General features: G+C 67.2%; 15 protein-coding genes. 13 read left to right on the plus strand and 2 right to left on the minus strand.

Annotated elements, in window-relative coordinates; genetic code table 11:
• Position 1: 1 nt before the first annotated feature.
• Entirely contained in the window at positions 2-1,537 is a 1,536-nt protein-coding gene (locus AB2M62_RS18105) for a tryptophan halogenase family protein (RefSeq protein ID WP_404336060.1), read from the minus strand.
• 180 nt (positions 1,538-1,717) lie between these two features.
• Here AB2M62_RS18105 and AB2M62_RS18110 point away from each other — a divergent pair, with 180 nt between their 5' ends.
• The 11 genes from AB2M62_RS18110 (at position 1,718) to AB2M62_RS18160 (ending at position 14,383) form a co-directional block, all read left to right on the plus strand.
• Positions 1,718-2,647 carry a complex I NDUFA9 subunit family protein gene (locus AB2M62_RS18110; protein ID WP_404336062.1) on the plus strand — a complete coding sequence of 310 codons (930 nt, stop codon included), beginning with the start codon at positions 1,718-1,720 and terminating at the stop codon, positions 2,645-2,647.
• 49 nt (positions 2,648-2,696) lie between these two features.
• Positions 2,697-3,497 (plus strand): undecaprenyl-diphosphate phosphatase, encoded by an 801-nt coding sequence (locus tag AB2M62_RS18115; RefSeq protein ID WP_404336063.1) that lies wholly within the window; start codon positions 2,697-2,699, stop codon positions 3,495-3,497.
• A 123-nt stretch (positions 3,498-3,620) separates the two neighbouring features.
• Entirely contained in the window at positions 3,621-5,060 is a 1,440-nt protein-coding gene (locus tag AB2M62_RS18120; RefSeq protein ID WP_404336064.1) for an NAD(P)-dependent oxidoreductase, read from the plus strand.
• On the plus strand, positions 5,057-5,743 hold the full coding sequence (locus AB2M62_RS18125) for a DUF2059 domain-containing protein (RefSeq protein ID WP_404336065.1): 687 nt from the start codon (positions 5,057-5,059) through the stop codon (positions 5,741-5,743). Before AB2M62_RS18120 ends, AB2M62_RS18125 begins: the two co-directional genes overlap by 4 nt.
• On the plus strand, positions 5,740-6,504 hold the full coding sequence (locus AB2M62_RS18130; RefSeq protein WP_404336067.1) for a DUF2059 domain-containing protein: 765 nt from the start codon (positions 5,740-5,742) through the stop codon (positions 6,502-6,504). Before AB2M62_RS18125 ends, AB2M62_RS18130 begins: the two co-directional genes overlap by 4 nt.
• Complete coding sequence (locus AB2M62_RS18135) at positions 6,501-7,025, plus strand: hypothetical protein (protein WP_404336069.1); 525 nt, start codon at positions 6,501-6,503, stop codon at positions 7,023-7,025. The genes AB2M62_RS18130 and AB2M62_RS18135 overlap by 4 nt, the downstream gene beginning before the upstream one ends.
• Positions 7,025-7,594 (plus strand): DUF2059 domain-containing protein, encoded by a 570-nt coding sequence (locus AB2M62_RS18140; RefSeq protein ID WP_404336070.1) that lies wholly within the window; start codon positions 7,025-7,027, stop codon positions 7,592-7,594. The genes AB2M62_RS18135 and AB2M62_RS18140 overlap by 1 nt, the downstream gene beginning before the upstream one ends.
• Positions 7,594-12,108, plus strand: coding sequence for a glutamate synthase large subunit (gltB, locus tag AB2M62_RS18145; RefSeq protein WP_404336071.1), 4,515 nt, complete (start codon positions 7,594-7,596; stop codon positions 12,106-12,108). Before AB2M62_RS18140 ends, gltB begins: the two co-directional genes overlap by 1 nt.
• Before the next feature lie 449 nt (positions 12,109-12,557).
• Positions 12,558-12,983, plus strand: a complete 426-nt coding sequence (locus tag AB2M62_RS18150; protein ID WP_404336073.1) for a hypothetical protein — start codon at positions 12,558-12,560, stop codon at positions 12,981-12,983.
• A gap of 57 nt (positions 12,984-13,040) precedes the next feature.
• The gene (locus tag AB2M62_RS18155; protein ID WP_404336074.1) at positions 13,041-13,712 is read left to right on the plus strand and encodes a glutathione S-transferase family protein; all 672 of its coding nucleotides are present in this window, start codon (positions 13,041-13,043) and stop codon (positions 13,710-13,712) included.
• 53 nt (positions 13,713-13,765) lie between these two features.
• The gene (locus AB2M62_RS18160) at positions 13,766-14,383 is read left to right on the plus strand and encodes a YbhB/YbcL family Raf kinase inhibitor-like protein (protein WP_404336076.1); all 618 of its coding nucleotides are present in this window, start codon (positions 13,766-13,768) and stop codon (positions 14,381-14,383) included.
• 106 nt (positions 14,384-14,489) lie between these two features.
• On the opposite strand, the gene AB2M62_RS18165 is transcribed toward AB2M62_RS18160, so the two are convergent.
• Positions 14,490-14,990, minus strand: coding sequence for a hypothetical protein (locus AB2M62_RS18165; protein ID WP_404336078.1), 501 nt, complete (start codon positions 14,988-14,990; stop codon positions 14,490-14,492).
• 216 nt (positions 14,991-15,206) lie between these two features.
• On the opposite strand from AB2M62_RS18165, the gene AB2M62_RS18170 reads away from it, so the two are divergent.
• Positions 15,207-17,780 carry a DUF6504 family protein gene (locus AB2M62_RS18170; RefSeq protein ID WP_404336080.1) on the plus strand — a complete coding sequence of 858 codons (2,574 nt, stop codon included), beginning with the start codon at positions 15,207-15,209 and terminating at the stop codon, positions 17,778-17,780.
• Positions 17,777-21,130, plus strand: a complete 3,354-nt coding sequence (locus AB2M62_RS18175) for an error-prone DNA polymerase (protein ID WP_404336082.1) — start codon at positions 17,777-17,779, stop codon at positions 21,128-21,130. The genes AB2M62_RS18170 and AB2M62_RS18175 overlap by 4 nt, the downstream gene beginning before the upstream one ends.
• Positions 21,131-21,132: the final 2 nt, after the last annotated feature.

Raw genomic sequence — 21,132 nt, forward strand, 5'->3', positions numbered from 1 at the left:
CTCAGCCGGCGAGCAGGCGCGCGCCGACGTTGATCTGCTCGATCAGCGTGCGGTGCGCGGGCAGGTCGTGCGCCGCGCGCTCACCGAAGCTGCGGATTCGCGCAAAGATGCGATCGGCCTCGCCAGCCGCGGGAAAGTCGCCCGGCGCGGTGCGAAATCCCATCCCGTAGAGGATGTACTGGTAATTGAAGAAGGCAAAGGACTCGGTGTCGATGGTGAAGTCGAAGCGCGACGGCGGCCGATAGCGCCACTGGTCCAGCAGGTCGCGCAGCCTATCGGGGATCGTCGCCGGATCGGCATTGGCGCGCCAGAACGGCTCGCTGCGACGGCTCAGGCAATAATGCAGCTTGAGGAAGCCGACGATGCCCTCGAAGCGCGCGGTCATCAGCGTGTTGAACCGCTTGGCGGGCGCGTCGAGCGGGCCATTGTGGGGGAACAGCTCGGCGATCATCGCAGCAGCGGCCTCGATCAGCACCACCCCGGTCGATTCGAGCGGCTCGACGAAACCGGCCGCCAATCCCACCGCGACGCAGTTTCCGACCCATTGGCGCTCGCGATAGCCGGGCTCGAAGGGCAGCGTCCGCACGCTCACCGTGTCGATCCGCGGGCCGACATAGTCGCGCAGGATTGCCTCGGCGCGGGCATCGTCGATATGGTCGCTCGAATAGACGCAACCGATGCCGCGCGCGCCGGCCAGGCCGATATCCCAGATCCAGCCGGCTTCGTGGGCGGTGGCGATGGTGTAGCTTTCCAGCGGCGCGTCTGGGCGCTCATAGGGCAGCTTGCAGGCCAGCGCGCGGTTGGTGAACAGCGTGTTGCGCACCGATTTGAACGGGCTGCCGAGCGCCCGGCCGATCAGCTCGGCGCGAAACCCGCTGCAATCGATATAGAGATCGGCGCTGAGGCTGCCCTGCGCCTCGGTCCGCACCGCGGCGATCGCGCCGTCCGTGCCGATCTCGACACTCTCGAGCCGATCCGAAAGGTGTCGCACGCCCAATTCCCGTGCGCGTTCGGCGAGTACATCGGCGAGCATGCGCGCGTCGAAATGATAGGCATAGTTTAGCGGCCCGCCGAAATCCGCCTCATGCGATCGCTTGGGCGCGCGCTGCGCCTCGGCGACGCGGTTCTGGATCGTCACCGCCTCGGCGAAGGGCGGTCGCGTCGCCTCGTCCTGAAGCAGCCAATAGGGCACCAGGCTGCCGCTCTCGGCCTGGAATGGCGGCTCGAAGGGATGGAAGAAATGGCTGTGCCGGCCGTCGACGGGCGTCTCCGCCCAATCGACGAAGCGGATGCCTTGCTTGAAGGTCGCGCCTGCCTCACGGATGAAGCGGCTCTCGTCGATGCCGAGGAAGGCGAGCGTCGTGCGGATCGTCGGGAACGCGCCCTCGCCGACGCCGATGATGCCGATCTCCGGCAATTCGAGCAGCGTGATGGCGATGTCGCCCGGCTCCGCGACCGCGAGATATTTGGCGAGATAGGCGGCGGTGAGCCATCCCGCGGTCCCGCCGCCGACGATCAGGATACTGCGCTGGGCCATCGCAGCACGGTTTAGCGTGGTGTCGCCCCCGCGAACAGAGTGCGATGTGCCAAGCGCTATCGGCGCGCATCCCCTGGCGGCCTTTCGACCCGGCGGCGCGACGGGGCGGTGGCGCTCCCGCTTGCCGTTTGAGCGCAGGCGCGGCATGGGGATTCGCTCGCGCGGACAATCGAGGCAGGTATGAAGGACAGTCTGGTAACGCTGATCGGTGGCGGCGGCTTTCTCGGCCGCTACGTGGCGCAGGAACTCTTCCGGTCGGGCGCTCGCGTCCGCATTGCCCAACCGCGGCCGCGCGACGCCTGGTTCCTCAAGACACAAGGTGGCCTTGGCCAGACCCAGTTCGCCGCCGCCGAGGTGATCCACGCCGAGTCGATCGCGCGCGCCGTCGACGGAGCGACCCATGTCGTCAATCTCGCCGGCACTTTCGGTGCGAACATGGCCGCAGTGCATGTCGATGGCGCGCGCAACGTCGCTGGTGCCGCCAAGGCGGCCGGCGCGCAGGCACTGGTCCATATCTCGGCGCTCGGCGCGGACCCCGCATCCAATTCGGCCTATGGCCGCAGCAAGGGCGAAGGCGAGGCCGCGGTGCGCGGCGCCTTTCCTAGCGCCACGATCCTGCGTCCCTCGACGCTGTTCGGCCCTGAGGACCAGTTCGTGAACCGCTTCGCCGCGATGATCGGCGCCGGCAAGTTCGTCCCCGTGCTGCGCGCGCAGGCACGCTTCCAGCCCGCCTTCGTCGCAGATGTCGCGCAGGCCGTTGTGGCCGCGCTCGCCGACCCGGCGCAGCATGGCGGCAAGGCCTATGATCTCGGCGGTCCCGACGTGGTGACGATGGGTGAACTCCAGCGCTGGATCGCGCAGACGATCGGTCGCGACACGCAATTCATCGAGCTTCCCGACGCGATCGGCGGGCTGATCGCCGCGCTGCCGGGCACGCCGATCACTGCCGACCAGTGGCGCATGCTCCAGCACGACAATGTCGTGCCCGAAGGCGCGCCGGGCTTCGCGGCGCTTGGCATTACCCCGACGCCGCTTGCCGCGGTAGTGCCTGCCTGGCTGGTGCGCTTTCGCCGCCACGGCCGGTTCAGCCGCTTCGGCAAGGCCGCCTAACCCATCTTCCCATCGCCCGCGCCTGCGCGGGCAGAGCAAGGACGCGTGCATGTCCGAATTTCTCGTCGCGATCCTGCTGGGCATCGTCGAGGGTGTAACCGAGTTCCTGCCCGTCTCGTCGACCGGGCATCTGATCCTCGCCAGCGAGCTGATGGGCTATGACGCCGCGCAATGGGCGGTGTTCAACATCGCGATCCAGCCCGGCGCGATCCTGGCAATCGTCGCGCTCTACTGGCGAACCTTTCTCGCGGTGTTCAAGGGGCTGCTGCGCTGGGAGGCGGCGTCGGTCGCGTTCGTGCGCAATCTGCTGCTCGCCTTCTTCCCCGCAGTGGTCCTCGGGCTCGCCTTTGGCGACCAGATCGACGCGCTGCTCGAAAATGCCGTCGTGGTCGCCTGGGCGCTGATTGCCGGCGGCATCGCGATCCTGGTGATCGAGCGGCTGGCACGCACCGAGAACGTGCTCGGCATTTCGGGCGTATCGACCGCACAGTCGATCAAGATCGGGCTGGTCCAGTGCATTGCGATGATCCCGGGGGTAAGCCGGTCGGGCGCTACGATCATGGGCGCGATGGCGCTGGGCATCGATCGCCGCACCGCCGCCGATTTCAGCTTCTTCCTGGCTTTGCCGACCCTGACCGGCGCGACCGTGCTCCAGCTCTACAAGCATCGCGACGTTATCACAGGCAGCGGCATCGAACTCATCGCAATCGGGTTCGTCGTGAGCTTCGTCGTTGCGCTCGCGGTGGTGAAGGCCTTTCTCGCCGTCGTCACCCGCCATGGTTTTGCGCCCTTTGCGTGGTACCGTATCGTTGCCGGTGCAGCAGCGCTTACTTGGCTATACACGCGATAGGTCCGGCTCGGAACTATTATCGATTGAATCATTCGGCAATGTCGAACATTGCGAGTGTTGAATCTGCAATAAGGTAAGCATCACTGCCTTTTATTCGCGAGGCCCTTATGGCAGGGGGTCCGTATGGCTGAAGATGCAATGCTGAAGTTCGTCGGGCGCGGGCAGGTCTATCCGGCAAAGCGCGAAGCGGAACTGCGCGCGGAGGATTTCCGCGAAATCGCGGAGCGCTATGCCGTTCCCGATGCCGAGGCGCAGGCTGGCCGCTGCTCGCAATGCGGCGTGCCCTATTGCTCGGTGCACTGCCCGCTGCACAACCATATCCCCGACTGGCTGCGGCTGACCGCCGAGGGGCGGCTGCGCGAGGCCTATGAACTGTCGAACAGCACCTCCACCATGCCCGAGATCTGCGGCCGCATCTGCCCGCAGGACCGGCTGTGCGAAGGCAATTGCGTGATCGAATTCTCGGGTCACGGCGCCGTGACGATCGGTTCGGTCGAGAAGTTCATCACCGACACTGCTTGGGAAGAGGGCTGGGTCGAGCCGGTGCGCGTCGGCCCGGCGCGCGGCCAGTCGGCCGGGATCATCGGTGCCGGCCCCGCCGGCCTCGCCGCCGCCGAATATCTGCGCGAGATGGGCTATGACGTCGCGGTCTACGATCGGCACGATCGCGCCGGCGGATTGCTGACCTATGGCATCCCGGGCTTCAAGCTCGAAAAGTCGGTGGTGATGCGTCGCGTCGCCCGGCTCGAGGAAGCCGGCATCGCGTTCCATCTCGGCTTCGAAGTCGGCCGCGACGCCAGCCTCGACGATCTGCGCCGCCGCCATGATACGATCCTGATTGCCACCGGCGTCTACAAGACGCGCGCTATCAAGGCCCCCGGGGTCGGTGCCGAAGGCGTGGTCGAGGCGCTCGACTATCTCACCGCGTCGAACCGCAAGAGCTTCGGCGACGCGGTTCCTGCCTTCGACGATGGCAGCCTCGATGCCGCGGGCAAGCATGTAGTGGTGATCGGCGGCGGCGACACCGCGATGGACTGCGTGCGCACGGCGATCCGCCAGGGCGCGGAGTCGGTGAAGTGCCTCTATCGCCGCGATCGCGCCAACATGCCGGGCTCGCAGCGCGAGGTCGCCAACGCCGAAGAGGAAGGCGTGGAGTTCGTCTGGCTATCTGCCCCCGAGGCGTTCGATGGCGGTGACCGCGTCGAAGGCGTGCGTGCCGCGCGGATGCGGCTCGGCGCGCCCGACGCCAGCGGCCGTCGCGCGCCCGAGCTCGATCCGGGCAGCGAATTCCGCCTGCCCGCCGATCTGGTGATCAAGGCGCTGGGCTTCGAGGCCGAGGATCTGCCGCGCCTGTTTGGCGCGCCCGAACTCGGCGTTACGCGCTGGGGCACGGTGCGCACCGACGGCAAGACGATGATGACCAGCCTCGATGGCGTGTTCGCCGCGGGCGATATCGTCCGTGGCGCCAGCCTGGTGGTCTGGGGCATCCGCGACGGTCGCGACGTGTCGGCGCACATGCACGCCTGGATGCGCGCACATGCCAAGGCTTCGGTCGCGGCATGAACATTGTCCGCCCGTTCCTGGCTGCGGCGCTGCTGCTCGGCGCTGCGCCGGCCTTTGCCCAATCCGGCGTCACGCCCACCGCCACGCCTGCCCGTGGTGCCGCGCAACTCGTCGCGCTGCTCGCCAGCGACGAGACGATCACGCGGCTTGCCGGGCGCATGTTTGACGCCAATCTCTCCAAGACCGAGCTTCTGCCGGCCGAGACACGCACGCTGTTCGCGCGCGATCCCGCGCTCAAACAGCATGTCGCCGGGCGGACGCGCAGCGCGCTGACGCTCATCGTCGGACGCGAGCTGCCGTCGCTGCGCACCCAGTTGAGTGCGCTGTTCGCCGAAGGCATGACCGCGCAGGAGATCGCAGAGACGCTGACCTTCTTCAACACGCCGACCGGGCAGAAAATGGTCGCGCAAATCTATCGCGGCGTCGGTGAGTCGGGCGCGCTCGACGAGCGCCAGGCCGAGAAGGCGGCGATGCAGGCGCTGATGTCCAGCCTCGCGCCCGAAGATTATGGCGTGATGCTCAGCTTTGGCGGCACCAGCGCCGCGCAGAAGCTCCAGGCGCTCGATCCGCGCATTCGCGCGATCAGCCGCGCCTGGGGGCAGGATGTGATCGCGCGCAACGAGGCACGGCTGGTCCACACGGTGCGGCAAGCGGTGGCCGAATATCCGGGGAAAAAGCCGTGAAGCCGTTCGTCCGCCATTTGCTCGCGGCGCTCCTGCTCGCCGGCGCCATGCCCGCGTGCGCGCAAACCGCGGCGCCAGCGCCTGCCGCTGCAGATCCCGCGCGCCTGGCGGCTGCACAGGCGGTCGTCGGCAAGCTTATGCCCGCCGGTATCTACAAACGGCTGATGGGCGCGACCTTCGACCAGCTCATGGACACGATGACCGATTCAATGGGGGCGATGCCGGCCGACGAGCTCGTGCGCCTGACCGGAATCAGCAAGGCGGATGCCGAGGCGCTGGGCGACGCGACGATAGGCGAAGTCATGGACATCTATGATCCGCATTGGAGCCAGCGGCTCAAGCTCGGCACGCGGGCGATGGGCGACGCGATGTCCGGCGTGATGTCAGAAATGGAGCCCGTGCTCCGCGATGCGCTCGCGCGTGCCTATGCGCGTGAGTTCAGTGCCGCCGAGCTTGCCGAAATGAGCCGCTTCTTCGCAACGCCGGCCGGCAACCACTATGCCGATCAGTCGCTCGCGCTGGCCATGGATCCCGAGATGGTCAAGGCGATGACTGGCCTCATGCCGAAGATGATCGATCACATGCCCGACATGGTTGCAAAGGCCGAGGCCGCGACCAAGGAATTGCCCAAGCCGCGCACGAACAAGGATCTCACCCCAGCGGAGCGCAAGAAGCTCGCCGGTCTGCTCGGCCTCGACGCCAAGACGCTCGAGCGCGATCCCGCCCCGGCGGGCGAACCCGAGCAGGAGGGCACGCAGTGAGCGGCCCGTTCGCACTGGCGCTGCTCGCGCTGTTCCCTGCCCAGGAATCGCCCAACCATGCGACCCGCGTCGAGCGCCTCATCGCAGCGCTCCCGCCTGCACAGGCCGAGGCGCAGCAGCCGGATGCCTTCGCCGTCGCGCGCGAAAAGGCGCTCGCCACCGCAAATCCCGGCAAACAGGCGGCGATCCGCGGCGTGATGGCGGCGCAGGCTGCGTGCACCGACCGCGCGAGCGAGGCGGCTTCGGTCAGTTCGCTGCGCAGCGTCGCGCAGTCGCTCACCGACGCCGATCTCGACAAGCTCACCGAGTTCTATTCGGGCGCAGACTATAAGGCGCTGGTTGCCGCGGGCGACAAGGCGGACATGGCGCCGTTCCTGGCAAAATATCCGCTCGAGCGCTTCATGCAGGCGACCCAGAAGGTGCTGATGCAGGAAATGCCCGAAAAGCTGATGCCGGCGCTCGACGCGTGCCAGGCGAGGGCCGACGCCGATCTGGCCAAGGCAGGCGTGAGGAGCGAATGATGCTAGGTGCTGCCTTCCTGCTGCTGGTTGCCACTGCTCCGGCCGCTGCGGGCCAGACCGCGCCGACGGCCGCGGCAACTGCGCCGGACCCCGCCCGGCTCGCCGCTGCGCAAGCCGTGATCGCGCGGCTGATGCCCGCCGATCGGCGCGACGCGATGGTCGATCAGATGATCCGGCCGATGATCGAGAACATGCGCAGCTCGATGCTCGAGTCGCCGATGTTCAAGGAGATCGCCGCAGATCCGAAGGTGTCGGGGACGTTCGACAAGTTCATCAACGGCCAGCTCGATCGCACGGTCGCGCTGACCAAGGAATTGATGCCGGCGATGCTCGATGCGATGGCGCGCGCTTATGCGCGGCGCTTCACGCTCGACCAGTTGGCCGCGATCGGCGCCTTTTACGATACCCCGGCGGGCCGCGCTTATGCCGAGCTGGCACCGACGATCATGGCCGATCCCGATGTGCTCGCGGCGCAGCGGGCGATGATGACCAGGGCGATGGCCGACGCGCAGCAACGCATCGCTGCGATGGTGGCGGAGCTCGCCGACGAAAAGCAGGAAAAGAAGTGATGACCGATCGCCTGGCCGCCGAGCGCGAACGCCTTGCCCGCGAGGGCATGTACCGTCCCGAATTCGAAGGCGATGCCTGTGGCGTGGGCATGGTCGCTGCCACCGATGGTCAGGCCTCGCGCCGCGTCGTTCAGTCGGCGATCGATGCGCTCAAGGCGGTGTGGCACCGCGGAGCGGTCGATGCCGATGGCAAGACGGGCGACGGCGCGGGCATCCATGTCGACCTTCCGGTGCGCTTCTTCGACGACGCCATCGCCGCCGGCGGCCACCGCGTACTGCCCAACCGCCTGGCGGTGGGCATGATCTTCCTGCCGCGCACCGATCTCGGGGCGCAGGAAACCTGTCGTACCATCGTCGAATCCGAGATCATCGAAGCCGGCTACACCATCTATGGCTGGCGCCAGGTGCCGGTCGACGTCTCGGTGATCGGGATGAAGGCGCAGATGACGCGCCCCGAGATCGAGCAGATCATGATCGCCGGTCCGCTTCCGGACTCCGTCGATGCGGCCGAGTTCGAGAAGAACCTCTATCTCGTCCGCCGCCGGATCGAGCGCAAGGTGATCGCCGCGCAGATCAGCGGTTTCTACATCTGCTCGCTGTCGACGCGCTCGATCGTCTACAAGGGGCTGTTCCTCGCGGAATCGCTCGGCGAATTCTATCCCGATCTCAAGGACGAGCGCTTCACCAGCCGCGTCGCGATCTTCCACCAGCGCTATTCGACCAACACCTTCCCGCAATGGTGGCTGGCGCAGCCGTTCCGCTGCCTCGCGCACAATGGCGAGATCAACACGATCCGCGGCAACAAGAACTGGATGCTCAGCCACGAGATCAAGATGGCAAGCCTCGCATTCGGCGAGCAAAGCGAGGATATCAAGCCGGTCATCCCGGCCGGCGCCTCCGATACCGCAGCGCTCGACGCAGTCTTCGAGGCAATCGCCCGCTCCGGCCGCGACGCGCCGACCGCCAAGCTGATGCTCGTCCCCGAGGCGATGGGCGAGGACACGCCCGAATCGCATCTGTCGATGTACAAATATCTGGCGAGCGTGATGGAGCCGTGGGACGGCCCGGCTGCGCTGGCGATGACCGATGGCCGCTGGGCCGTCGCCGGCGTAGACCGCAACGCGCTGCGCCCGCTGCGCTACACACAGACCTCCGATGGCCTGCTGATCGTCGGCTCGGAAACCGGTATGGTCCACATTTCCGAATCGACTGTCGTCGCGAAGGGCCGGATGGGTCCCGGCGAGATGATCGCCGTGGACCTGCAGGAAGGCCGGCTGTTCGGTGATCGCGAGATCAAGGACCGCATCGCTGCCGAGGCGGACTATGCCGCGATGATCGGGGAATTCCTCACCGTCGACGATCTGCCCGAGCCCGAGGCCGCGCTGGCCTATTACGACCGGTCCGATCTCACCCGCCGCCAGGTCGCAGCCGGGCAGACGCTCGAGGACATGGAGCTGATCCTCGCGCCGATGGTCGAGACCGCCAAGGAAGCGATCGGATCGATGGGCGACGATACCCCGCTCGCGGTGATCTCGGACAAGCCGCGGCTGATCAGCCAGTTCTTCCGGCAGAATTTCTCGCAGGTCACCAACCCGCCGATCGACCCGTTGCGCGAACGCCATGTGATGTCGCTCAAAACGCGCTTCGGCAATCTCGCCAACATCCTCGATGTCGAGGGCACGCCCGGCCGCGTGCTCGTGCTCGAAAGCCCGGTGCTCACCAATGCCGATTGGCATCGCCTGCGCGCGCATTTCGGCGCCCAGCATGCCGAGATCGACTGCACCTTCCCCGCCGGCGGCGACCCGGAGGAGCTGCGCGCGGCGATCAAGCGCATCCGCTACGAGGCCGAGCAGGCAGTCCGCGCAGGCTGCACCGAATTGTTCCTCACCGACGAGCATATCGGCCCAAACAAGGTGGCCATCGCCGGCGTGCTCGCCGCCGCCGCGGTCCACACCCATCTCGTCCGCCGCGGGCTGCGCAGCTATGCCAGCGTCAACGTCCGCACCGCCGAATGCCTCGACACCCATTATTATGCGGTGCTGATCGGCGTCGGCGCGACCACGGTGAACGCGTATCTCGCCGAAGCCTCGATCGCCGATCGCCATGCCCGCGGGCTGTTCGGCGACATCGCGCTCGCCGAATGCCTCAAGCGGCATCGCAAGGCGATCGACGAAGGCCTGCTCAAGATCCTGTCCAAGATGGGGATCGCCGTGATCTCGTCGTATCGCGGCGGCTATAATTTCGAAGCGGTCGGTTTAAGCCGTGCGCTGGTCAACGATCTGTTTCCCGGCATGCCTGCGAAGATCTCGGGCGAGGGCTATGCCTCGCTCCATCTCTCGGCGCGTCTCCGTCACGAAGCCGCCTATGACCGCGAAGTCGCCGCGCTGCCGATCGGCGGTTTCTACCGCCAACGCCATGGCGGCGAGACCCATGCCTTTTCGGCGCAGCTGATGCACCTGCTGCAGACCGCGGTGTCGACCGACAGCTATTCGTCTTACCTCGCCTTTTCGCGCGGCGTCCGCGATCTGCCGCCGGTCTATCTGCGCGACCTGCTCGAGTTCAACTTCCCTGCCGAGGCGATCGCGATCGACCAGGTCGAGGCGATCACCGAAATCCGCAAGCGCTTCATCACGCCCGGCATGTCGCTGGGCGCGCTCTCGCCCGAGGCGCATGAGACGCTGGCGATCGCGATGAACCGGATCGGCGCCAAGGCAGTGTCGGGCGAGGGCGGCGAGGACAAGATCCGCTACAAGCCCTATGAAAATGGCGACAACGCCAATTCGGTGATCAAGCAGGTCGCCTCGGGCCGGTTCGGCGTGACGGCGGAATATCTCAACGCCTGCGACGAGATCGAGATCAAGGTCGCGCAGGGTGCCAAGCCCGGCGAGGGCGGGCAGCTGCCTGGCTTCAAGGTGACCGAGTTCATCGCGAAGCTCAGGCATGCGACGCCTGGGGTGACGCTCATCAGCCCGCCGCCGCACCATGACATCTATTCGATCGAGGATCTGGCGCAGCTCATCTACGACCTGAAGATGATCAATCCGCGCGCGCGCGTTTGCGTGAAACTGGTCTCTTCGGCCGGCATCGGCACGGTCGCAGCGGGTGTCGCAAAAGCGCATGCCGACGTCATCCTCGTCGCCGGCCATGTCGGCGGCACCGGTGCCTCGCCGGTCACTTCGGTCAAATATGCCGGCACGCCCTGGGAAATGGGGCTGAGCGAAGTCAACCAGACGCTGACGCTCAATGGCCTGCGCGGCCGGGTCAAGCTGCGCACCGATGGCGGGCTCAAGACCGGGCGCGACATCGTGATCGCCGCGATCCTCGGCGCGGAGGAATTCGGCATCGGTACGCTCAGCCTCGTCGCGATGGGCTGCATCATGGTCCGCCAGTGCCATTCGAACACCTGCCCGGTCGGCGTCTGCACCCAGGACGAGCGCCTGCGCGCCAAGTTCGTCGGCACGCCCGAAAAGGTCATCAACCTGATGACCTTCATCGCCGAGGAAGTCCGCGAGATCCTGGCGAAGCTCGGTTTCAAGAGCCTCGACGAAGTGATCGGCCGCACCGAGCTGCTCCGCCAGGTCAGCCGCGGCGCCGAGCATCTCGATGATCTCGATTTGAATCCGGTGCTCGCCAAGGTCGATGCCGACGACTCCGAGCGTCGCTTCAGCCTGTCGACCTTCCGCAACGAAGTACCCGACAGCCTCGACGCGCAGATGATCAAGGACGCCGCGCCCGTCTTCGCACGCGGCGAGAAGATGCAGCTGACCTATAGCGTGCGGAACACGCACCGCGCGGTCGGCACGCGCTTGTCTTCCGAGGTGACCAACACCTTCGGCATGGCCATGCTGAACGACGGCCATGTCCATGTCCGCCTGCGCGGTTCGGCCGGGCAATCGCTGGGTGCTTTCCTGTGCAAGGGCATCACGCTGGAAGTGTTCGGCGACGCCAACGACTATGTCGGCAAGGGCCTGTCGGGCGGCGTGATCGTCGTGCGACCGATGGTCAGCTCGCCAATCGAATCGTGGAACAACACGATCATCGGCAACACCGTGCTCTACGGCGCGACGTCGGGCCGGCTGTTCGCCGCTGGCCAGGCGGGCGAGCGCTTCGCGGTGCGCAATTCCGGCGCCGAAGTCGTCGTCGAAGGGTGCGGCGCGAATGGCTGCGAGTACATGACCGGCGGCACCGCGGTGGTCCTCGGCAAGGTCGGCATGAACTTCGGCGCCGGCATGACGGGCGGCATGGCGTTCGTCTATGACGCGGAAGACAATTTCGCCCGCCGCGCAAACCCCGAGAACATCACCTGGCAGCGCATCGCCTCGGCGCATTGGGAGGCCAGGCTGCGCGGCCTGGTCGAGGCACATGCCAAGGCGACGGACAGCAAATGGTCGCACGGTATCCTCGAGGATTGGGAGCGTGCGATCGGCAAGTTCTGGCAGGTCGTGCCGCGCGAGATGTTGACGCGGCTGGCGCATCCGCTTGATGATAGCGTGGAGCTCGTCGCGGCGGAGTAAGCCTTTGGAACCGGATATCGCCAAGCGCCGAAAGGCACTTGCGGCCGATCGCTTTGCTGCGGTGATGGTGGTCGGTTTCGTCGCGATGATATGCTGGTCCGCTTGGGCGTTTTCGCCGCGATCCGGCAGGACGGTTACTGGTATGGACGCGACGATCCGTTGGATCGGGCCAGGCAATAGTCGCAGCGCCAATAGCCGAGGTGCGCCGCAGACGGTCCTTGAGATCGAGACCGCAAGTGGCGAACGGTTCAGCGCCAGCAGCGACGCACGCCTGGTCTCGAACTGTCGGGTGGGTGGAAGAATTCACCTGGAGCTGCGTCGGGATAATCTCGGTTTGCAAGACTATGGCTTGGCACCCATGCCGTGTGACTCGTCGCAAACTCGTTCAGCCAGCGCTAAGCGATTGTGATATAAGGCGCGGCCAGATCCTGTCGACTCGGGAGAATGTCATGCGCCTCGTCTCTACTGCCGCCCTCCTCTGCGTCGTCAGCGCGGCGCCCGCGCTGGCCCAGTCGCGCGATCAGGCCGAGGCCGCGACGCGCGCGCTGCAGAACCCGATGGTGCAGGAAGGGCTGGCCGGCGTGGTCAGCCAGATCGCCGGGATCGTGCTCGACACCAAGGTCGGCCCGCTGGCCCGTTATGCCGATCCCGACGAGGATATTCGCGCCACCGATACGCTGCGCGACATCGAGCGCCGCCGCGATCCCGGCTTCGAGCGCCGCCTTCATGACGATACCCGCCGTGCCGTCGCGGTTACCGGTGCCGCTGCCCAGGATGCGCTTGCGATGAGCGCCTCGCTCGAAGACACCGCCGCCCGCCTTCGCGCCGCGCTCGCGCCGCTGCGCCAGGCGGTAGAAGGCTATGGCGACAAATAACGGCTGACGTGCCCAAGCGCTTTACGCGAGCGCGCAGCCAGGCCTAAAGCCATGGGGATGTGGCAGCTCCTCCAATTTCCGCTATGTCCGTTCTCGCGCAAGGTCCGGCTGCTGCTCGGCGAAAAAGGCATCGGCTATGAGCCGGTCCGCAAGTCGCCCTGGGCGCGGCGCGACGAATTCCTTGATCTGAACCCCACCGGCCAGGTCCCGGTGATGGTCGATACCGAGCGCGGCGTGACGCTGATCGACTCGACCGTGATCTGCGAGTTCTTCGAGGAAACCGTCGCCAAGAATGCGATGATCAACGGCACCGCGACCGACCGCGCCGAGATCCGCCGCTTGGTCGTCTGGTTCGATCACCATTTCTATCACGACATCACGGCGCCCTTGCTCCACGAGCGGATGATCAAGCGCATCGTCCACAAGATGGCGCCCGACGCCAAGGCGCTGCGCGAGGCAATGAAGGCGGCGGTTGCCCATCTCGATTATATTGATTTCCTGCTCGATCACCGCACCTGGCTCGCCGGGCCGACGATGAGCCTGGCCGATCTCGCCGCCGCGGCGCAGATCTCGATCGCCGACTATCTCGGTGGGATCGACTGGAAGAGCCACGAACAGGCCAAGGGCTGGTATATCCGCATGAAGAGCCGGCCGAGCTTCCGGCCTTTGCTGTCCGAACGGATGGAGGGAATCGCCCCGCCGAGCGATTACGAGAAGCTGGATCTTTAATATCCCGTCTGGAGGATAGGGGACCCATCCCCGCACAGGACGGTTAGTCCCGTATGCTCGAACATGTTCCCCACTGGCTCGGCAATGCGCTCAAGGGCGTGCGCGCGGGCCCTGAAAAGCTTGCCATCGCCCAGCCTGCGCTCGGCAGCTTCGAATCGCTGCACCTCGCCAGCCCGGCCTTCGCCAATGGCGCGCGCCTTCCCGAGCGTTTCACCGCCGATGGCGAGGGGGTGTCGCCGCCATTGTTCTGGACTGGCGTTCCCGAAGGCACCGAGCGTCTCGTGCTGATCGTCGAGGATTCTGACGCTCCCACCCCGCAGCCGCTGGTCCATGCGCTGGTCTGGAACCTTCCCGGCCAGGGAGGCGAACTGCGCGAAGGTGCGATCCGCAGGGACGGGGCAGGGGGTCTCGACGGCAGCGATGTCGGCCGCAATTCGTTCCTTGGCGAAGGCTGGCTTCCGCCCGATCCGCCGACCGGGCACGGCGAACATCATTACGCCTTTCAGCTTTTCGCGGTCGGTCCTGGCCCCGATGTCGGCGGCAGCCCCGGACGCAGTGTCGCGCTGAAGGCGATCGAGGGGCGCATCCTTGCTGCGGGCCTCCTCACCGGCACCTATTCGCGTGGCGAAGAGGCGCCGGTCGGTCCGGTAGGCGCGCCGGCCACGGCTTGACCGGCGCGCCTGCGAGCTGCTCCAGCAAGCCGCGGCCTATCGGATTTGGTTGAGCACGTATGGAAGGACGTTGTGAGCCATCCCAAGCGTACCTGCCGAGCCGGCGTTACTCAGGCTTTTTGGTCACGAAGCTCACGATTCCCGTCGCCTTGCTGTCCTCGACGGCGACCTGGATGCTCAGCGAGCGGCCGGTCTTCTCGTCGGTGGCGGCGAACATGCTCATCTCGCCGGTCTCCATGTTCATCGTGCCCTTCAATCCCGCCGCCTCGGCGAGCGGCTTGTAGAAAGCGATGATCTTGGCGGGCGCGTCCTTGGTCTCGAACGATCCCATCACGCTCTTCTCGCCATTCTGGTCGGTGGTCGCGGTGGTGAGGATCGTCGCGCCGGGATAGGCCGGCGCGAGCCCGGCCAGCCCGTCGGGCCAGCGCCCGCCATTTTCCAGCCGTGACGTCGTTCCGTCGGGGTTGGTCGTGGTGATCACCGCGGTCTCGCCGGCCTTGCTCGTCTCGACCTTGACGTCGGTGCCGTCGTCGCCCTTGAGGTGATGTTCGGTCTTGCTGCCGCAGCCGGCAAGCGCAAGCGCCGCCACAAACACGATACCGCGCATTCGGTTCTCCTGAAGTGCCCCATGGCGGCGGGCGCCGCGCGGCAGGGTGATCCCCGCGGCGGGCGCCGGGGTCAACCGCGGCGTCGCGCGCCTGCGACGAAGCGAAGCCTTTGGGCGACGGCGGACGTCGAGAACAGATGCAAAACATCCGCCTTGACTCTGCACCTCTGTGGAACAGAATAGGAACGAATCCCGTCCCCGAGTTGCTTGGAGTCCATGGCCGATCCCGCCCTTCTCGAATCGCTGCGCGCCCAATTGCGCGCGCTCGAACCCAGTGGGTTCAAGCGGCGGCCGGCGCTGCCGTTCGGCATTGCCGCCGTCAATTCGCGGCTGAGCGACGGCGGGCTGCGGCTCGATGCGCTCCACGAAATCGCCGGCGGCTCGGCGGATATGGCCGATGATTGCGCCGCCACCTTGTTCCTGGCGGGGATCGCCGCGCGCGCCTGGGGGCCGGTGCTGTGGGTGGTGCGCCGGCGCGATCTGTTCGCGCCCGGCCTGTCGCAATCGGGGCTCGATCCCCAAAGGCTGATCTATGCCGAGGCGGGCGACGACGCCGAATTGCTCGCGATCATGGAAGAGGGGCTGCGCCATCGGGGCCTCGGCGCCGTGATCGGCGAGGCGCGGCGTGCCGACATGGCCGCGACGCGCCGGATCCAGCTGGCCGCCGAGGGCGGGCGCACGATCGCGCTGCTAATGCGCCGCCATGCCCGCGAGGGCGCGGACCCGCTGCGCCCGCCCTCGGCGGCGGTAACGCGCTGGCGGATCGGCTGCGCCCCGTCGGCGCCGCTGCCGGTGGCAGGGGTGGGGCGGCCGCGCTGGCGCGTCGAGCTGGCCCGGCAAAAGGGGGAGAATCGTTCAACCAGATATTGGAGGCCTGCGATGCAACGGGTCGCTGCGCTCTACCTGCCGCACTGGCCGATCGAAAGGCTGTGGCGCGCGGGGCGGCGCACCACCAGGCCGCCTGAGCCGCGCCCGGCGGCCTCGCTCGCGCCGCTGCGCCAGGCCGTCGCCGGGGAACAGCAACATGCCTGTTCGGTCCCGCGCGGCGGGGGCTGGCGGCCCGGCGCGCGCTGGGCCCGCGAGGACCAGCCCGGCCAGGTCGCGCTGCCCCCGGTGACGCGGGCGCGGGCACGGCACGAGGTCGGGCGCAAGGACGAAGCGGCGACGAACCCGTTCCGGGCGATGCCGCCGGATGAGGGGGGACATTCCCAATTCCTCGACGAGCGCGCTCGGGAAGCGGAGCCGCCAGAGGCGATGGCTGGGCAAGGCTCCCCCGCCGGCAAAGTCGGGGCGCCGCCGCTCGTCACCGCCGTGCACATCGGCAGCCGTGTCGAGATCGCCGCGGCCTGCCCTGCGGCGCTTGCGCTCGGGCTGCGTCCGGGCATGGCGATCACTCAGGCGCGGGCGCAGCTGCCCGGGCTCGACATCCGTCCCGCCGATCCCGAGGGCGATCGCGCCTCGCTGCGCAGCCTCGCCATCCTCGCGGCGCGGCGCTGGTCGCCTATCGTCGCGCTTTCGGGCGAGGACGGGCTGTTCCTCGACCTGACCGGCACTGCCCATCTGTTCGGCGGCGAGGAAAGCATGGCGTGGCATATCGTCCGCCTGCTCGCGCGCGCGGGCTTCACCGCGCAGGTCGCGATCGCCGACACGCCGGGGGCCGCCTGGGCATTGGCGCGCCTTGCCCGCACCCGCGTGACCCCCTGTCCGCGCGGCGATCAGGCGCGCGCGCTCGCCGATCTGCCCCCCTCGGCGCTGCGCATCGACGATGCCGCGAGCGAGCTTCTCAAGCGGCTCGGCATCGATCGCATCGGCCAGCTCGCCGCCCTGCCGCGCGCCCCATTGGTCCGCCGCTTCGGCGCCGCCACGGTGCTGCGGCTCGATCAGGCGCTCGGCCGCATCCCCGAACCGCTCGACCCCGTCGTCCCGCCGCACGCCATTGCCGTGCGCCAGCGCTTCGCCGAGCCGATCCTCACCGCCGACGCCATCGAACATTGGTTGGGCGTGCTCGTCCTCAGGCTCGCCGCCGCGCTTGAGGCCGAGGGGCTTGGCGTGCGGGCGCTCGAATGTATCGCCGAGCGGATCGACGGCGTTCCCCAGCGCATCCGCATCGGCCTTGCCCGGCCAAGCCGCGATCCCGCGCATCTGCTCCGCCTGCTCTGCCGCCGGATCGAGGATGTCGAGCCGGGCTATGGCATCGATGCGGTCACCCTACACGTCCGCCGCGCTGGCCCGCTCGGGCCCGAGCCTTTGGTCGAGCGATTGGACGAAGAGGCCGCGCCCGATCTCGCCACTTTGGTCGATACGCTGGCAACGCGGATCGGACTGGCGGCGATGTGGCGGATGCGGCCGGTGGAGAGCGACGTGCCCGAACGTGCAGCGGCGCGCGCGCCCGTGCTCGATCCGCCGATGCGCGCGGCGCAGGCCGGCAAGCGCGACGATATCCGCCAGCTCGCCCGCAGCCCGGCGCTCCATCCCTGGCATCCCCAATGGCCCAAGCCCGCGCGGTTGCTCCGCCGCCCCGAGCGTCTCGATCACGTCATCGCCGAGCTGCCCGACCATGCCCCGCGCCGCTTCACCTGGCGCGGGCTGGCGCACAAGGTCGTCCATGCCGACGGGCCCGAGCGGATCCACGGCGAATGGTGGAAGCGCGATGCCGAGCGATCGAGCGTGCGCGATTATTTCCGCGTCGAGGACGAGGCGGGTCGGCGCTACTGGCTGTTCCGCTCGGGCGACGGCGAGCACGCCGTTACCGGGGATCTCAGCTGGTATCTCCACGGGGTGTTCGGATGAGCCCCACGCCCTCTTATGCCGAGCTCCAGGTGACGACGCATTATTCGTTCCTGCGCGGCGCGGCGTCGCCCGAGGAACTGTTCCGCCAGGCGGCCTTGCTCGGCCTGCCTGCGCTCGGCATCGTCGATCGCAATTCGGTGGGGGGCGTGGTGCGCGCGCTGGTCGCCGCCGAACAGGTCACCGCGCTGGGCATTCCGATCCGGATGATTGCGGGCTGCCGGCTCGATCTGGTCGACGGGACGTCGGTGCTGGTCTGGCCCGAGGATCGGGCTGCCTGGGCGCGGCTCACTCGGCTGCTCACGCTCGGCAAGGCGCGCGCCGATGCCCAGAAAGGCGAGAAGGGCCAATGCTTCCTCCATTGGGAGGATCTTGCCGGAGCCGCGCAGGGGCTGGTCGGCGCGCTGGTGCCCGGTCTCGCGGACACCGGCGATCCGCTCGCCTTGCGCTGGATGGCGGACGTGTTCGCCGAGCGCGGGCATGTCTGCCTCACGCAGCATCGCCGCCCCGGCGACGCGATGCGGCTGCACCAGCTGGACCTTGCCGCGCGCCGCTTCGGCCTCACCGCGCTCGCCACCGGCGACGTCCTCTACGACACGCCCGACCGCCGGATGCTGCAGGACGTGGTAACCGCGATCCGCGAGCGCTGCACGATCGACGCCCTCGGCTTCCGCCGCGAGCGCAGCGCCGATCGGCATCTCAAATCGCCGCAAGAAATGGCGCGGCGCTTCCGCGACTATCCGCAGGCGATCGCGGCGTCGCAAGCGATCGCGGAGCGCTGTACCTTTTCGCTGCGCGACTTGAATCACCAATATCCCGAGGAAGGGGTCATTCACGGCCGCACCGCGCAACAGGCGCTTGCCTCCCTCGCCTGGAACGGGCTCAAGCAGCGCTTCGCCGGCAAGCCTTCCCAGGCGCATCAGGACCTGCTCGTCCATGAACTCGGGCTGGTCGAGCAGATGAACTATGCGCCCTATTTCCTCACGGTAAATTCGATCGTCCAGTTCGCGCTCAGCCAGCACATCCTCTGCCAGGGGCGCGGCAGTGCGGCCAATTCGGTAATCTGCTTCGCGCTGGGCATCACGTCGATCGATCCGATCAAGCACCAGCTCCTGTTCGAGCGCTTCATCTCGACCGAGCGCAAGGAGCCGCCCGATATCGACGTCGATTTCGAACATGAGCGGCGCGAGGAAGTGATCCAGTGGATCTACGACAATTATGGCCATGATCATGCCGCGCTCACGGCGGTGGTCAGCCGCTTCCGCTCGCGCGGTGCGCTGCGGGAAGTCGGCAAGGTGATGGGGCTGCCCGAGGATATGACCGCGGCACTCTCGTCACAGGTCTGGGGCTGGTCGAACGATGTCGACGACAAGCATGCCGATGCTTTGAACCTCGATCGCAGCGACCCGCGGCTGGCGCTGACGCTGCAACTTGCCCGCGAGCTGATCGGCACGCCTCGGCACCTGTCGCAGCACCCTGGCGGTTTCATCCTCACGCGCGACAAGCTGCACGATCTGATCCCGGTCGAGCCGGCGGCGATGGTCGATCGCCGGGTAGTCGAATGGGAAAAGCTCGACATCGAGGAACTCGGCTTCATGAAGGTCGATATCCTCGGCCTGGGCATGCTCGGCTGCATGCGGCGCGCCTTCGATCTGCTCGGCGCGCACAAGCAGACCCACATCACCATGGCATCGCCGATGATGCAGGAAGACGATCCGCTTACCTTTGAGATGATCCGGCAGGCAGACACGCTCGGCGTGTTCCAGATCGAGAGCCGCGCGCAAATGTCGATGCTGCCGCGGATGAAGCCGGTCAATTTCTATGACATCGCCATCCAGGTTGCGATCGTCCGTCCCGGGCCGATCCAGGGCAATATGGTCCATCCCTATCTCAAGCGCCGGCAGAATCCCCATCTCGTCGATTATCCTTCGCCTGCCCTCAAGGAGGTGCTCAAGAAGACGCTCGGCGTGCCGCTGTTCCAGGAGCAGGCGATGCAGGTCGCGATCATCGGCGCCGGCTTCACTGCGAGCGAGGCGGACCGGCTGCGCCGCGCAATGGCGACGTTCAAGTCGAGCGGCGATATCGGCGAATTCGGCCCCAAGCTGATCTCGGGCATGCTCGAACGCGGGATCAGCCAGGATTTTGCCGAGCGGCTGGTCGAGCAGATCCGCGGCTTCAGCAATTATGGCTTCCCCGAAAGCCACGCTGCCAGTTTTGCCAAGATCGCCTACGCCTCGTCGTGGATGAAATGCCATCATCCCGATATATTCTGCGCCGCATTGCTCAATGCGCAGCCAATGGGATTCTATGCCCCTGCGCAATTGGTGCGCGACGCCCGCGGGCATGGCGTCGAGGTTCGGCCGGTGTGCATCAACGACAGCGATTGGGATACGCGGATCGTGCCCGAAGGCCATTCCCGGCCGCGGCATCGGGCGTTTTGCGGAACCGATGCGGATTGGGCGAGCATGCAACCGATCCGGCTGGGCATGCGCATCGTCCAGGGGCTGGCCCAAGCCGATGGCGAAGCAATCCTTGCCGCTCGCACACAAGCATCCTTCGTCTCGATCGAGGATGTCTGGCGCCGCTCGAACGTCAAACCGTCAGCGCTCGAACGGCTGGCGCGCGCCGATGCGTTTCACGCGCTCGGGCTCAACCGGCGGCAGGCATTGTGGGCGATCAAGGGGCTCGGCCAGAAGCCGCTCGACCTGTTCAGCGCCGCCGATGCCCGCGAGAGGCTGACCGTGCCCGAAAGCATCGAACCGGCGGTGGCGCTGGCGCCGCTGACCGAAGGCCGCGAGGTGGTCGAGGATTATCGTGCCACCCAGCTCTCCTTGCGCGCGCATCCGGTCAGCTTCCTGCGCGGCCGGCTCGCGGCGCGGCAGATCACGCGATGTGGCGATCTCGCTACGCTCAAAGACGGCGCGCGTGTCGAAGTCGCCGGGCTGATCCTCGTGCGCCAGCGGCCGGGCAGCGCCAAAGGCGTGGTGTTCGTGACGCTGGAGGACGAAACCGGCATCGCCAATGCCGTGCTCTGGGCCGATCGCTTCGAGGAAAACCGGCGCACGGTGATGTCGGCGACGATGCTGGCGATCCGCGGCAAGGTCCAGAAGGAAGGGATCGTCATCCACCTAGTCGCGGAGGCGATCGCCGATCTCACGCCGTGGCTGCGCGACGTCGGCGAACTCGATTTGCCGCGGATGACGGCGCCGGGCGACGGCGCGACGCATGGCGGCACGATAGATCCGCGCGAACGGATCAAGCTGCCGCGCCAGCGCGCGCTTGAGAGCTGGCCACCGCGCCGCAGCCTTAAAGCTCCCGACCTGATCCCGGTCAAATCGCGCGATTTTCACTGAGG

This window comes from Sphingomonas sp. MMS12-HWE2-04 (assembly GCF_044881185.1).
In the GTDB taxonomy this organism is placed as follows: Bacteria; Pseudomonadota; Alphaproteobacteria; order Sphingomonadales; family Sphingomonadaceae; genus Sphingomonas.